Here is a 14,480-nt window from a genome sequence, read left to right as displayed (position 1 = left end):
CCGGCAGAGCCCCCGGCGCGGTTCCTGAAGGCGACCTGCCAGACCTGGCCGCCCGAGGGCGTGACCTGGCCGGGGCCGCCGATCGTGTCCACCGACACACTGGGCACCACGGGCCCCGACCTGGAACCCGTGACCTGAGATCGCGACACACGGGGGCGATGACTTACGTCACCGCGGTCCTCTGAGCGGTCCTCCGCAGCCGTTCCATGGCCGCCGCGGTTGCACCGCGTCCTCACCGGCGAAAAAGGCCGACCGTCAACTGACCGATGTGCGGGTGTCGTTCCCGGCGAAGAGTGGGACACACAGACTTCGCCCCACGGAGGGAACTCCCGTCATGCACCGCGACCAGTCATCCCTGAAGGCGCCCACGGCGGCCCCGCAGCACATGCCCCCGCTGTTCCTGGAGCTCAATCAGATGCTCGACGAGTTCACCCCGCTGCCGATACGTGCGGAGTTCCACTTCGACGCGGACATGCCCGCGGTGATCACGGTGGAGTTCCTGGCGGAGCGCGGGCCGAGCCTCGTCTGGCACCTCGGCCGCGAGCTCCTGCACCGCGGTCTGACGGCGATGAGCGGCTGCGGCGACGTACGGATGTGGCCCGCGCTGCCCAGGGAGCGACCCTCGTCCTGGCTGCTCCTCGAATCGCAGGAGGTGGAGGCGCTGTTCGAGGTCCCCACGGTGCCGCTGACGCAGTGGCTGGACGCGACCTACCAGATCGCCCCGGCTGAGACGGAGACGGCCGGTCTGAACTGGGACGGCTTTCTCAGGCAGCTTCTCGACGGACCGGTGGCCCCCACCGCCGAATGACCGCAGCCCCGCGCGACGACCGCTGCCGGATGTGCCGGGGATGACTTGCCTCCTCTCGCGTCACCTGTCAGAGTGGTGACGCACAGGGTTGCCGTCGTCGGCCCGGTCGTCGCCGCCCACTGCCACACGTATGCCGTCCCGGGCACCCGATGACAACGCTTTGCCGCAGGCCGCGAGTGTGCGGCGAACGAGGAGGAATGACATGAGGACCAGCAACCCGATCTTTTCCCGCTGGGGCGCAGCCCGTGACGCGGGCCCGTCCGACGCCTACGCTCGGCGCCCGGTGGGCGCGGCGGTCGGAGGCGCGCCGGCGACCGATCCCGCGACCACCAACCCCTACGCCCCCGGCGCGGACACCGCGCGGCGGACCGCCGGTACCGCGGTGACCATGGACGACGTCGTCGTCCGCACCGCGACGACGCTCGGCACCGTGGCCCTGACGGCCGTCCTGTCCTGGCTGCTGCTCCCCGTCGACGAGGCGAACCTCGGCCGTTCGTACGGCATCGCGGTGGGCGCGGCCCTCGTCGCCTTCGTGCTGTCGCTGGTCCAGTCCTTCAAGCGGACCCCGTCCCCGGCGCTGATCCTCGGGTACGCGGCGCTCGAGGGTGTCTTCCTCGGGGTGTTCTCCAGCACGATCTCGACATACGTCGCGCCGGGTGTGGTGGTGCAGGCGGTGCTCGGCACCTTCGCGGTGTCCGCGGGGGTGCTCGTCGCGTACCGGATGCGGTGGATCAGGGTGACGCAGCGGTTCACCGGGTTCGTAGCCGCCGCCGCGACCGGATTCGTCCTGCTGCTCGTCGCCGACCTGCTCTTCTCCGCCTTCGGCGCGGGCAACGGCCTCGGCTTCCACAGCGGCGGGCTCGGCATCGTCTTCGGTGTCGTCGGCATCCTGCTCGGCGCGGCCTTCCTCGCCATGGACTTCAAGCAGGTCGAGGACGCCGTCGCGTACGGGGCTCCCCGCGAGGAGGCGTGGCTGGCGGCCTTCGGGCTCACCCTGACGCTGGTGTGGATCTACCTGGAGGTGCTCCGGGTGCTGACCATCTTCAACAGCGACAACTGAGTTCATCCGCGACTGGAGGGGCCCGCGCGACGCGCGGGCCCCTCCAGTCGTTTCCGCGTCGGGCGATGGCTTGCGTCAAGTCGCCCTGCAGTTGCGTGAGCTCTGTTCAGAAGGACCGGTAGATCCCCTCCGGATCATCGTGAGCCCATGCGGCGTATTCCTCGAAGCCCAGGTTGCCGATGCTCAGGTTGGCGTGGACATCGTGGACCCCCGCGGGGACGGTACGGAATTCACGACCGAACTCGGTCATCTGCTCGTAGTCCTGGTCGTCCACGCATTCCTCTCGCGACAGCGTGGTGACCGCCAGCAAGTCGTGGCTCTCGCCCTGCATGGTCGTCCGGTCGGCGAGGAAGACAACCGCCAGGTCCTCGTCGGCGCGGACCGCATGCAACACCTCGTCAACGGTCGCTCCCGCCCAGGCCGGGGCGTCGATGAAGTGGACGTGTGCCTCGTACCGGCCGTCCCCCCAGGGTTCCCTCAGCGCCGCCTTCACGTCGCGCCACGCCTGGTCGTCGTTGTAGTCGGTCCTGACGACCAGGACGTCGAACTCGTCACGGCCGGTGACGGCGGGCAACGCTCGCATGGATCCCTCTCCTCGGTGGCGATCGGTGAACCGGGCCCGACTGTCTCACGGGCCGTTTGCGAGGAAGCCGGTCCGGCCGGCCGCTCACGGGCCACGAGCTCCAGCGCTGCCGGCTCGTCCTGGAGACGGACCGCCGGTGCCCCACCCTCGCCGTTGCACAGCAACAGCCCCCAACGCACTTCGCCCCGCGGCCGAGAGGGCCGCGGGGCGATGTGGTGGGGCAGGAGCAGGTCAGGTGGTCCGGGTGCGGAGCTGGCGGGACTTCCAGCCCAGGAGCAGCGCCTGGAGGATGAACCAGACGCCGCCACCCGTGGCGTACACGGACAGCACGTCGAGCGAGGGGTTGTCGCCCGCGGCCTGGATGTTGTAGGTGATGCCGACGAGGAAGGACAGTCCGCCGGAGATCAGGGTCGGCCACTGCTTGCCCAGTTCGGGGCCGCGCCGCCGCAGTCCGACGACCACCTGGGCGGCTCCGGAGACGAGCGCCCAGGCGCCGAACACATGGAGCACGGGCGCCACACCCCCGGCACCGGCGATGCCGAGTGCGAGGGCGGCGAGCGTGCTGAGCACCCCGTTGAACGCCGTGACCCGGCGCTCCGAACCGTTCGGGGTGGCCCGGTAGTCGAGCAGTGAGGACACGGCGTCGATCAGCGGATAGGCGACCAGGAGTGTGATCGCCACGGCGTCGACGTCCTCGTGGGCGCCGGCGAACGCCAGGGCCCAGGCCACGGCCAGGACACCGCGGCTCAGGTACAGCCTCAGCAGGGAGGCGCGTTCGTCCGTGGCCGCCGCGGGCGCGGGGGTCGATGTCTGGGTGCTCATGATGGTTCGGCCTTTCTCAGGTCAGTCGGTCGTCGTCCGGCCGGTCAGTACCGGGACGGTGCGGCGCACTTGAAGCTGGACGCGACGGCCGGGTCGCCGTGGCCCGTGTAGCGGGACACCTGCGGGTAGCTGCACAGGTCGCGGGAGACGTTCTGGCCCTGGGCGTCGACCAGGGTGGCGGGCAGGGTCCCGGGGGCCTTGCCGTGCTCGACCCAGGCGGTCAGCGCGGCGAGGCCGTCAGCGGAGCCGTCGGCGCCGTTGAGACCGCAGTGGTTGGTGCCCGGGGCGAGGAAGAGACGGTAGAAGTCGTCGACCTTCCTGGTGCCGCCCAGCTCCCGCTCGACCTTCTGGCGGTACTGCACGGTGCCCTGGGTGGGGATGTACTGGTCGGCTTCGCCGTGCCAGGTGATCAGCTTGCCGCCGGACTTGCGGAAGTCCGACAGATCCGGGTCGTCGGTGCCGATGACCTTGTCGTACTCGGCCTGGGACTGCTTGAACAACTGCGTGAACCGGCTGTAGGTGATCGTGGAGAGGTCGAGGGACGGGTCCTTGGCCACCCACAGCTTGAGCCAGGCGGCGGGCACCGGGAAGGGCGCACCGGCGACGTTGCCGTCGGTGTCGGGGTCGGTGTGCGCGGCCAGGGCCCAGATGTCGGCGCCGACGGGGACGCCGTACCAGAGCTTCTTGCCGGAGGCGGTGCGCGGACCGTCCCAGATCTTGCGTACGACGGTGGCGTCGGCCGCCGTGACGGTCAGCTCCTTGCCCTCGCACAGGACCTTGGTGCCGATGAGCCGGCGCGGGTCGAAGTCGCACCGGGAGGCGTCGTTGACCAGGCCGTCCTTGACACCGTCGAGGGAGTCGCAGGCCTTGACGGCGGCGTTGGTGAAGGCGGTGAACTCACACTGGGACGGGTAGGTCTTCTCGTTGTTCATGACGACCTGCGGCCACAGGGTGGCGACCTCGAACTCGTCCCAGTTGACGGCGGGCGCGTCGGCGAGGATGCCGTCGTAGTCGCCGGGGTGGCGCTGGGCCTCCATGTAGCCCTGGCGGCCACCGGTGGAGCAGCCGGTGAAGTAGGAGTACGACGGACGCTTGCCGTAGACCGCGTCGACGACCTCCTTGCCGACGACCGCCGCCTCGTGCTGGGAGCGGGAGGCGAAGTTCTTCAACAGGGCGGTGTTGACCTGTCCTTCGCTGTTCAGCGCCCAGCTCGTGTCGAGGGCGTCGCCGACACCTGCGTCCGTGCTGACGGCGGCGTAGCCGCTCTTGACGGCGGTGCCCAGGCCGACGTTGTTGTCGCCGGCGAGGTAGGCGGCGCCGCCGAGTCCCTGGAAGCGGCCGTTCCAGCCGGTGGCGGGGAGCCAGGTGCGCACCTTGGCGTGGTCGTCGTCCCCGGGGTGGGTGAGGGTGACCGTGATCTCGCAGTAGGCCGGGACGCCGGAGACCGAACCGCCGAGGACTCCGGTGCCGGCGATGGTGCCGCCCTCCCGGCTGACCGCCGTCACGGACTCCACCCGGGTGCCGGCCGGAGCCTTCACGGAGGGCGCCGAGCAGGCGGACGCGGTGGTGGTGGCGGAGGCGTCCGTGGTCTCGGCCGAGGCGGTCGGCAGGTACACCGCCGCGGCCAGCGGAACACCGGCCGCGAGGACAGTCAGAAGTCGTCTCATGGGATTCCCATCGAAGAAGTAAAGGCGTCCGGCCACGGGCGACACATGTGTGCAGCACATGAGGCGGGCCGAGGACTGATCGGACTGTATCACTGGTTGAAGCGGTGACGAAAGAAGGTGTGCGTCGAGATGCGGAGGCCGATCGGACCTGGTGGCTCTCGACCTGGCCCCAGGCTGGCAGGCACCCGCATGTGCCGACGACAGTCAGTTGACGGTCCGTGTCCACGACTGTCGGGCGCGCCCTGTCGCGGACGCGTTAGGTCATCCGACGGTCCGCCGCGTCCGCGGCACCGTCCTCCACCTGCTCCTCGCGCAGCCACCGCGAGTGGTGTTGCCGCGCCCAGGAGAGGCTGACGTAGCCGGTGCGCATGCCCAGCCGCCCCTCGGGGTCCTCGAAGGCCCTGCGCATGTGTCCGAGCAGGACGAAGGTGATGGCCCAGGCCAGGATGTCGTGGACGAAGATCGCGCTGGTGCGGGAGATGAAGGGCAGCAGCCCCATGAACCACATCAGCAGGCCGGTGAACATCATCACCAGCACCGCCCCGGCGATCCAGCCCGCGTAGAGCTTCTGCCCCGCGTTGAACTTGCCTGCCGGGCGCGCCTCGGGCGAGGTGCGGCGCCTGCGCACGGCGCGCAGCCACTGGCGGTCGTACACCGCGAAGCGGTTGAGGCGGCGCAGGTCCGCGCGGAAGGCGGGCGAGAGGAGGCCGAGCAGGAAGGGGACGGGCAGTGCGATGCCGGACCACTCGTGGACGGTGACCATCAGGTGCCGCCGGCCGACGAGTTGTGCCAGCGGTCCGAGGTAGAGGCAGGCGGCGGTGACCAGGCAGAGCAGCATCAGGTAGCCGGTGGCCCGGTGGACCATCCGCTCGGCGGTGCTGAACCGGCGTACCCGGCCCCCGTGTTCAGGCCGCGTCGCTGTGCCGGTCGGCTCCGTCGAGCCAGCCGTCGACCGCATAACCGCGCTCCTCCCAGTAGCCGGGAACGACCTTGTCGGTGACCGAGATGCCGGACAGCCACTTGGCCGACTTGTAGAAGTACATGGGTGCCACGTAGAGGCGGACCGGGCCGCCGTGTGCGTGGGTGATGGGCTTGTCCTGCATGTTGAGTGCCACCAGGACGTCCGAGCGGCGCGCCTGTTCCAGCGTGAGGCTCTCGGTGTAGGCGCCGTCGAAGCAGGTGAACCGGATCGCGGCGCCCGAGGAGCGCACGCCGGCGTCGTCGAGGATGTCCGCGAGCTTCACCCCGTCGAACGGCGTCTTCTCGACCCGCCATCCGTCGGTGCACACGACGTCGTGGACGACCCGGGTCTGCGGCATCGCGCGCAACTGGTCGAGCGTGTAGGTCCTGGGCCGCTCCACCAGTCCGCCGACGGTGAGCGCGTAGTTCGTCTCGTCCTTGTGCGGGACCGAGCCGACGACGCTGTAGTAGCGGAAGCCGCCCGGGTTGGGCAGCAGTCCGGTCAGGCCCGTCGCGTCGACCTCCGAGGCCGTGGCCAGGAAGCCCTCCCAGCCCCGCTGGAGGTAGGGCGCGGCGGCGAGCCCCGCGGCGCCCGCGCCGAGCATGCCCAGCATCGCCCGCCGCCCCACCGGTGCACCCCCGGTCCTCGGTTTCGGCTTGTCCGCCATGGTGTGCGCTCCCTCCGACACATGTGATCCTGCCGAGCTCGCTCGGCCTCGTCACCGGTTCAACTGGTGACGATGCTGTCATGGGGCCACGGAGCTGTCAAACAGCCGAGTCCTTCCTGCACACGTATGAGGGCTGTCCTGGGCCGCTCAGGTCGACCGGACGGGACGTCGGCTGTTAAACTCGCGGAGACGTTGACCGTTGATCGAGGAGTCACAGACGTGGTGGGTGAAGACGACATCTCCGGGTGAGATCCGGATCTGACGGCCACCGGCCGGCGCTCAGGAGCGCTGCCGAGGTGGTCCGTTTCGTCGACCCCTTCTCCCACGTCTGCCCAGGGCAGAGGTATCCGCTCTGCCCTCCGTCCTTTCGAGGTCACCTCCATGTCCGACGCCGCGATCGTCTGCTCGAACCTCTCCTTCGCCTGGCCCGACGACACCCCTGTCTTCCGGGACCTGTCCTTCACCGTGACCAGCGGCCGCACCGGCCTGGTCGCCCCCAACGGCTCCGGCAAGAGCACCCTGCTCAAGCTGGTGGCCGGCGAACTCCGTCCCGCCACCGGCTCGTTGACCGTGGCCGGCACCCTGGGCTACCTCCCGCAGAGCCTGCCCCTGACCGGCGATCTGACCGTCGCCGAGGTGCTGGGGGTCGCCGACGTGATCCGCGCCCTGGACGCCGTCGAGTCCGGGGACGTCGACGAGAAGCACTTCGCCACCATCGGCGACGACTGGGACATCGAGGAGCGCACCCGCGCCCAGCTCGACCGCCTGGGCCTGGCCGACCTCACCCTGGACCGCAGCCTGCGCACGCTCAGCGGCGGCCAGGTCGTCTCCCTCGGCCTCGCTGCCCAACTGCTCAGGCGCCCCGACGTCCTGCTGCTCGACGAGCCCACCAACAACCTCGACACCGAGGCCCGGCACAAGCTCTACGACGTGCTCTCGGACTTCACCGGCTGCCTGCTGCTGGTCAGCCACGACCGCGCGCTCCTGGACCGCATGGAACGCATCGCCGAGCTGGGCAGCGACGAACTCCGCTTCTACGGCGGCAACTTCACCGAGTACGAGGAGGCCGTGCGGGCCGAGCAGGAGGTCGCCGAGAAGAACGTCCGCAACGCCGAGCAGGAGCTCAAGCGGGAGAAGCGGGAGATGCAGCAGGCCCGCGAGCGCGCCGAGCGCCGCATGAGCAACGCGTCCAAGAACCTCAAGAACGCGGGTCTGCCCAAGATCTTCGCCGGCAACATGAAGCGCGGTGCGCAGGAGGCCGCGGGCAAGTCCGGAACCATGCACGCCTCCCGCGTCAGCGAGGCCAAGGCGCGCCTGGACGAGGCCGGACGCGCGCTGCGCGACGAACAGCGCCTCACCCTGGAACTGCCCGACACCCAGGTGCCCGCCGGACGCAACCTCTTCATCGGCGAGGGCATGCAGGCCCGGCTCGGGGACAGGCAGGTGTTCGCCCCCACGGGGATCGACCTGACCGTCCGCGGCCCCGAGCGCATCGCGCTGACCGGGCCGAACGGCGCCGGAAAGACCACGTTGATGCGTCTGATCACCGGTGACCTCGCCCCGGACGGCGGCGAGATCAAGCGCAACGACGGCCGGATCGCCTACCTCTCGCAGCGCCTGGACCTGCTGGACCTGGACCGCACGGTCGCGGAGAACTTCGCCGCGTTCGCCCCCGAGCGGCCCGAGGCGGAACGCATGAACCTGCTCGCCCGCTTCCTCTTCCGCGGCGCCCGCGCCCACCTGCCGGTCGGCGTCCTCTCGGGTGGCGAGCGCCTGCGCGCCACGCTCGCCTGTGTCCTGTGTGCCGAACCGGCCCCGCACCTGCTGCTGCTCGACGAGCCGACCAACAACCTCGACCTGGTCAGCGCCGGCCAGTTGGAGGGCGCGCTCAACTCCTACCAGGGCGCCTTCATGGTGGTCAGCCACGACGAGCGGTTCCTCGCCGAGATCGGTGTGAACCGGTGGTTGCGGCTGGCCGACGGCAACCTCAAGGAGACCGGGGCACCCGAGGTGTGAGCACCTGACGTGTGACATGGCCCGCGTCCGAGGCGCCCTGCGCCCGGCGGGCCGCCCACCGCTCACCCTTGGGGGACACCTGTGTCCGCACTGCTCGCCCACGACCTCGTCCGCACCCTCGGCGACCGCCGCGTCCTCGACGGCGTCTCCCTGACCGCCGCCCCCGGCCGGCGCATCGGCCTGATCGGGGAGAACGGCGTCGGCAAGTCCACCCTCCTGCGCGTCCTCGCCGGTGTGGACACCCCCGACGCCGGCAGCGTCACCCGCCCCGCCGACCTGGGCTTCCTACACCAGGAGATGCCTTACGACGCCGACGCCACCATCGCAGTAGTGCTGGACGAGGCGCTGCGGGAGGCCCGCGAGGACCTCGCCGAGCTGGACCGGCTCGGGGCGGAACTCGCCGACGTCCCCGAGGTCGACCCCGCCCACCAGGACCTCCTCGCCGCCTACGGCAGGCGCCTGGAACAGGCACAGGACCGGGAGTCCTGGGACGCCGACCGACGCGCGGCCCTGGTACTGGACGGACTGGGCCTCGGCGCGCTCGGTCACGACCGCACGCTCGGCTCGCTCTCCGGCGGGCAACGCGGCCGTCTCGCCCTGGCCACCCTGCTCGTACGGCGGCCCTCGGCGCTGCTGCTGGACGAGCCGACCAACCACCTGGACGACGGAGCCGCCGCCTTCCTGGAGGAGCAGCTCCGCGACCTGCCCGGAACCGTGGTCGCCGCCAGTCACGACCGGGCCTTTCTCGACGCCGTCTGCACCGATCTGATCGACCTCGAACCGGCGGTGGACGGACCGGTCCGCTACGGCGGCAACTACAGCGCCTACCTCGCGCACAAGCGCGCCGAACGGGAGCGCTGGGAGCGCCGGTACGCCGAGGAAGAGGAGGAGTTGGCGGAGCTGCGGCAGACGGCGGGCGTCACCGCGCACCGGGTCGCGCCGGACCGGGGCCGTACCGACAACGAGAAGATGGGCTATGGCCACCGGGCGGGCCGGGTGCAGAACCAGATCTCCCGCCGGGTCCGCAACGCCACCCGGCGCCTGGAGGAGCTGGAGCGCACCCGGGTCGGCGAGCCGCCGCGCCCGCTGCGGTTCGCCGCCGGGGAGCTGGCCGCGCGCGGCGGGGAGGACACCGGCCCCCTGGTCTCGCTGCTCGACGTACGGGTTACCGGGCGGCTCTCGATGGGCGGCCTGGAGATCTCACCGACCGACCGGCTGCTGGTCACGGGCGACAACGGCGCGGGCAAGTCGACGCTCCTGGCCGTACTCGCCGGGCGCCTCCCGGCCGAGGGCGAGGTGCACCGGCGGCGCGGGCTGACGGTGGGGCTGCTCACCCAGGACACGACCTTCGAGCACGACGACCGCACCGTCCGCGACACCTACGAGCAGACACTGGGCGCCCGACGGGCCGAGAAGGTGCCGCTGAGCTCGCTCGGCCTGATGCACGAGGCGGATCTGGACAAGCCGGTCGGCCACCTGTCCGTGGGCCAGCGCCGGCGCCTCGCGCTGGCCCTCCTGGTCGCCCGCCCGCCGCAGCTCCTGCTCCTCGACGAGCCCACCAACCATCTCTCGCCCGCCCTGTGCGACGAACTGGAAGCGGCCCTGGGTCCGGGCCCCGGTGCGATCGTCGTCGCCAGCCACGACCGTTGGCTGCGCCGCCGCTGGCAGGGCCGTGAGCTACGGCTGACACCGGGAGCCGATCAGCGGAAGGAGTCGGGACCCGCCCTCGCCGAACGCCCCTCTCGTCCGCTCTGATCAGGGCGATCGCGTCCGATGTCGTACGATCACGGTCCCTCTGCGGCAGTCAGCAACCGGTTGAAGAGGTTACGGTTCTTGCATTCAACCTGAGTCACCTGTCAAGATGGTGATGTGAATCTTGACCATGTCTTCGTATGCGGGCACCCGGCTCTCGACTTCGCGGCCACGCTCCGGGCCCGACGCTCGACCCGGTTCGAGATGTTCGTGACGCCGGAGCGCCTGAACGCCTGGTACCTGGAGTCCGGACTGGTGGACACCATCACTCCTGGGAAGGAGGAGGACGTCCGGGAAGCCACGACCGTGCGCGAGGCCGTCTACCGGCTGGTCACCGACCGCCGGCTCGGCGAGCAGTTCGACCGGGAGGCGCTCGCCGTGCTCAACGCGGCCGCGCGCAAGGCTCCGGCGACCCCGCAGCTCACCCTGTCGGGCCGGCACACCGACGCGACGCCCGAGCAGGCCCTCGCCACCGTCGCCCGACAGGCCGTCGAGCTGCTCAGCGGCCCCGACGTGCCCCTGATGAAGGAGTGCGGCAACCCCGAGTGCACCCGGGTCTACATCGACCGCTCCCGGGGCATGCGGCGCCAGTGGTGCGGCATGGAGTCCTGCGGCAACAAGATCAAGGCCGCCGCGTACCGTGCCCGGAAGAAGTCCGCGCCGGCCGCGGCCGCCCGCTGACCTTCCCGCGACAGAGTCACTTGAGCCCAGCGCACCGGTGGTGCGCTGGGCTCAAGACGTTCAGGGGCTCCGGGCGAGGCGCGGCCAACGCCGTTGGCACACGAGATACGTGTCAGGCAATCGTCCCGCACAGCGCAGTCACCACCGAGAAGCCACCCCTTCCGTAACCATCTTGACAGGTGACGCGATCATGTGCCATGGTCGTCACCAGTTAGACAGGTTACTAGAGCCGCCGTGGTTCCTCATCGCGACACACGTTCCGCACCGACCAGCGGAAACGTGTCACCCATCGTGGCTACACTTCGCGGACCCGGCCGCAAGCCTCTCGGGCGGGGACGGCCACGGTCCGCCGGCGGGTGCGGTGACGACAGGCGACCGACAGACCTGATGAGAAAGGGCCAGGCCAGCCGCGAGATGGACGCGACAGTGCGCTATTCAGTCCTCGGCACCGTGCGGGCGCTGCGCGGGGACACCGAGATCGACCTCGGCCCCCCGAAACGGCTGGCCCTGCTCGCCCTGCTGCTGGTCCGCGCCCCCGGCCCGCTCACCCTGAGCGAGGCGGTCGACATCCTGTGGGACGAGGACCCGCCGGCCAGCGCCGTCAACGTCGTGCACCGGCACATCGGCGCGCTGCGCCGGACCCTCGAACCCGAACTGCGCAGCCGTACGCAGGCCGAACACCTCGTCCGGGCCGCCGACGGCTACCGTCTGCTGGTCGACACCTCGACCTCCGACCTGCTGCGCTTCCGGGACCTGCGCGCGCGGGCCCAGCTCGCGGTTCGGGGCGGCGCCCCCGCCCAGGCCGCCGAGGACTTCGTCGAGGCGCTGCGACCGTGGCGCGGGACCGTCGTCGCCGCGGGCACCTCGGTGGCCCGGCACCCGGTGTTCACCTCGGTCGGCCACGAGTTCGTCGCCACGGTGAAGGAGGCCGCCGACGCCGTCCTCACCGCGGCCCCCGAACTGACGGAGGAGGTGTTGGCGATGCTGCGGCGCGCCGTGGAGAGCCACCCCTTCGACGAGGCACTCCACGCCCGGGTCATCGCCGCCCTGGCCGGCACCGGCCGACAGGCCGAGGCCCTGCGCCAGTTCGAGACCATCCGCGGTGCCCTGGCCGAGGAGCTGGGCGTGGAGCCCGGACCCGAACTGCGCGCCGCCCAGCAGCACTTGCTCCGGCGCAGGGCCGCCCCGACCGCGGACACTCCCCCGCTGCGCCCCCGGGACACCGGCAAGCCGGCCCAACTGCCCGCGGACTGCGCCTCCTTCGCCGGTCGCCGGCAGGCGCTCAACCGCTGCCTGGAGCTGCTGCCGCTGGACGGCGGGAGCCGGCCCCCCGCCATGACCGTGGCCCTCTGCGGGATGGCGGGGGTCGGCAAGACGACCCTGGCCGTGCACTGGGGCCACCTGGTCGCCGACCACTTCCCCGACGGTCAGATCCATCTGGATCTCCGGGGCCACCACGCCTCCCACGCCCCGCTCGACCCGGCCGAGGCCGTCGCCGAGGTGCTCGACGCGCTGGGTGTGCGGCACGACCGCGAGCCCCGCAGCGCCGCCGCGCTCGCCGCCGCCTACCGCAGCGCCCTGGACGGGCTGCGGCTGCTGCTCGTCCTGGACGACGCCGAGGACTGCGAGCAGGTGCGCCCGCTGCTCCCCGCCACACCCGGGTGTCTCGCGATCGTCACCAGCCGACGGCGACTGGAGGGCCTGGCCGTCACGGACGACGCCCGGATCGTCACCCTGGACCCCATGTCCCACGAGGAGGGCCTCGAACTCCTCGACCGGCGCCTGGGCGCCCACCGCACGCGTGCCGAGAACTCCGCGGCGGAGGAGATCGTGGAACTGTGCGGCGGGCTCCCCCTGGCACTGGCCGTCGCCGCCGCCCGGGCCCTGGCCCAGCCGCGGTTCCCGCTGACCGCGCTCGCGACCCGGCTGCGGGACCCCGACGGCTGTCTCGACGCCCTCGCCGGCCGTGACGCCCGCACCGACCTGCGCAGTTCGTTCCACCGCTCCTACGAGGCGCTGAGCAGCGGCGCCGCCCGGCTGTTCCGGCTGCTCGGCCTGCACCCCACCCGCGACATCACCCTGCCGGCCGCCGCCAGCCTGGCCGGTACCGATGCGCGCCGCACCCGGCAGGACGTGACCGAGCTGACGGACCACCATCTGTTCGTCGAACTCACCGCCGGCCGCTACACCTGCCACGAGCTGCCCCGCACGTACGCACGCGAACTGAGCGCGCTCCTGGATTCCCCCGCCGCGCGGTCCGAGGCGCTCTCCCGGATGTTCGAGCACTATCTCCACAGCGCGACGGCCGCCACCACGCTGCTCGCCCCGCACTGCGGGCCGGTGACCCTGCCGCCGCCGCGACCGGGCGTACGGCCGCAGGAGTTCGGTGACCGCGCGGACGCCGCCGGGTGGATCGTCGCCGAGCGCCATCTGCTGCCGGAACTCCTGCGCGCCGTCGGCCAGGACCCCCGCGGCGAGTCGTTCCGACGGCTGTTGACCTCGGCGCTGGAGACGTGTCTCGACTCGCCCTGCTTCTAGGCTGCCACCGCCTCCGTCCGTACGACGCTCCGCAGCTTGCGCAGGGCGTGGTGGTGGCGGCTCTTGACGGTGCCGGCCGGGACGCCGAGGATACCGGCGGTCTCCTGGATGCTGCGGTCGCACAGGTAGATGTGGACCAGTACGGCCCGGTGATCGGGCGACAGCCGGCCCAGTATGGGCCGGATCGCCATGGCGTCGTGCACCGCCTCGGTGGCGTCGGTGCCCCCTACGGGGTCGTTGTACGTCACCCCGACGACCTCCCTGCGAGCCTGCGGCTTGCGCACCCAGTCGATGACCAGGTGCCGGGTGACGGTGAACAGCCAGCCGCGGACCGACCCCTCCATCCCGAGCAGCCGGTCGATGTTCCGCCAGGCCCGGATGACGGTCTCCTGGACGATGTCCTCGGCGAGTCCGTGGTCCCCGAGCATCTTCTCCGCGTACGCGACGAGGCTGTCGCGGTGTTCCCGAACGATGGTGCCGAGCAGGTCGGATCGGGACATGGCCGTGAGCGGCGTAGCCATAGCGTGCTGAACCATCCTGGTTCTCTGTCGTGCGGCGACCGGGAGCCGGATGTAGCCCCCGCGCCCGCACTGTAGGCAGCCGTATGTGCCACGGTCGTGCCGCATTTGTGTCGTCGCAGTGCCGTGCTCGACGACCGGACAACACATGGGCTTTCCGCGTGCCTCGCCAAGCCGGGCGGGCGCCTGCGCACAGGGGAATCGCCGTTCCCCGGCAGGAATTCCCCTGCGGCACGCACACCAAACCCGAGCGACACATGAGTCCTGTGTCACACGTGTCGCGGCCGCCGAAGCGGTAGTGCACGAACGGCACGAACCTGCCAGCCCATGACACACGTGTGCCGCTCGGCGCCAAGCCCCAGGTCACCGTCCCACCAGGCCAAAGCACGGAACGGCACCACCACGAC

Annotated in this window: 12 protein-coding genes; 6 read left to right on the top strand and 6 right to left on the bottom strand. The window is 71.1% G+C overall.

Features of this window, described 5'->3' with window-relative positions; all coding sequences use genetic code 11:
- The first annotated feature begins 334 nt into the window (after positions 1-334).
- Positions 335-808 carry an SsgA family sporulation/cell division regulator gene (locus ACZ66S_RS39670; protein WP_469906448.1) on the top strand — a complete coding sequence of 158 codons (474 nt, stop codon included), beginning with the start codon at positions 335-337 and terminating at the stop codon, positions 806-808.
- 202 nt (positions 809-1,010) lie between these two features.
- Entirely contained in the window at positions 1,011-1,868 is an 858-nt protein-coding gene (locus tag ACZ66S_RS39665; protein WP_469906447.1) for a Bax inhibitor-1/YccA family protein, read from the top strand.
- A gap of 106 nt (positions 1,869-1,974) precedes the next feature.
- Here ACZ66S_RS39665 and ACZ66S_RS39660 read toward each other — a convergent pair whose 3' ends face one another.
- The 5 genes from ACZ66S_RS39660 to ACZ66S_RS39640 all read right to left on the bottom strand — a co-directional run bounded on the left by ACZ66S_RS39660 (position 1,975) and on the right by ACZ66S_RS39640 (position 6,568).
- Positions 1,975-2,451 (bottom strand): DUF6924 domain-containing protein, encoded by a 477-nt coding sequence (locus ACZ66S_RS39660; protein ID WP_469906446.1) that lies wholly within the window; start codon positions 2,449-2,451, stop codon positions 1,975-1,977.
- A gap of 231 nt (positions 2,452-2,682) precedes the next feature.
- Positions 2,683-3,273: a DUF308 domain-containing protein gene (locus ACZ66S_RS39655; protein WP_469906445.1), complete on the bottom strand. Its 591-nt coding sequence runs from the start codon at positions 3,271-3,273 to the stop codon at positions 2,683-2,685.
- Between the two features lie 44 nt (positions 3,274-3,317).
- Entirely contained in the window at positions 3,318-4,940 is a 1,623-nt protein-coding gene (locus ACZ66S_RS39650; RefSeq protein WP_469906444.1) for a DUF6351 family protein, read from the bottom strand.
- Between the two features lie 256 nt (positions 4,941-5,196).
- On the bottom strand, positions 5,197-5,898 hold the full coding sequence (locus tag ACZ66S_RS39645; RefSeq protein ID WP_469906443.1) for a cytochrome b/b6 domain-containing protein: 702 nt from the start codon (positions 5,896-5,898) through the stop codon (positions 5,197-5,199).
- The gene (locus tag ACZ66S_RS39640) at positions 5,846-6,568 is read right to left on the bottom strand and encodes a molybdopterin-dependent oxidoreductase (RefSeq protein WP_469906442.1); all 723 of its coding nucleotides are present in this window, start codon (positions 6,566-6,568) and stop codon (positions 5,846-5,848) included. The genes ACZ66S_RS39645 and ACZ66S_RS39640 overlap by 53 nt, the downstream gene beginning before the upstream one ends.
- 381 nt (positions 6,569-6,949) lie before the next feature.
- Between ACZ66S_RS39640 and abc-f the strand changes: the two genes are divergently transcribed.
- The 4 genes from abc-f to ACZ66S_RS39620 all read left to right on the top strand — a co-directional run bounded on the left by abc-f (position 6,950) and on the right by ACZ66S_RS39620 (position 13,555).
- Positions 6,950-8,584 (top strand): ribosomal protection-like ABC-F family protein, encoded by a 1,635-nt coding sequence (abc-f, locus tag ACZ66S_RS39635; RefSeq protein ID WP_469906441.1) that lies wholly within the window; start codon positions 6,950-6,952, stop codon positions 8,582-8,584.
- 81 nt (positions 8,585-8,665) lie between these two features.
- Positions 8,666-10,339, top strand: coding sequence for an ABC-F family ATP-binding cassette domain-containing protein (locus ACZ66S_RS39630; protein WP_469906440.1), 1,674 nt, complete (start codon positions 8,666-8,668; stop codon positions 10,337-10,339).
- 114 nt (positions 10,340-10,453) lie between these two features.
- Positions 10,454-11,017 carry a CGNR zinc finger domain-containing protein gene (locus ACZ66S_RS39625; protein ID WP_469906439.1) on the top strand — a complete coding sequence of 188 codons (564 nt, stop codon included), beginning with the start codon at positions 10,454-10,456 and terminating at the stop codon, positions 11,015-11,017.
- Positions 11,018-11,404: 387 nt separating this feature from the next.
- Positions 11,405-13,555 (top strand): AfsR/SARP family transcriptional regulator, encoded by a 2,151-nt coding sequence (locus tag ACZ66S_RS39620; protein ID WP_469906438.1) that lies wholly within the window; start codon positions 11,405-11,407, stop codon positions 13,553-13,555.
- Here the strand turns inward: ACZ66S_RS39620 and ACZ66S_RS39615 are convergent.
- A complete protein-coding gene (locus tag ACZ66S_RS39615) occupies positions 13,552-14,055 on the bottom strand; it encodes a sigma-70 family RNA polymerase sigma factor (protein ID WP_469906437.1) in 504 nt (167 codons plus the stop codon). The genes ACZ66S_RS39620 and ACZ66S_RS39615 overlap by 4 nt on opposite strands.
- Positions 14,056-14,480 lie beyond the last annotated feature (425 nt).

The sequence above is a fragment of the Streptomyces sp. NPDC107471 genome, assembly GCF_055582845.1.
Note: the sequence above shows the minus strand (reverse complement) of the source record. Positions and strands in the feature narration are given on the sequence as shown.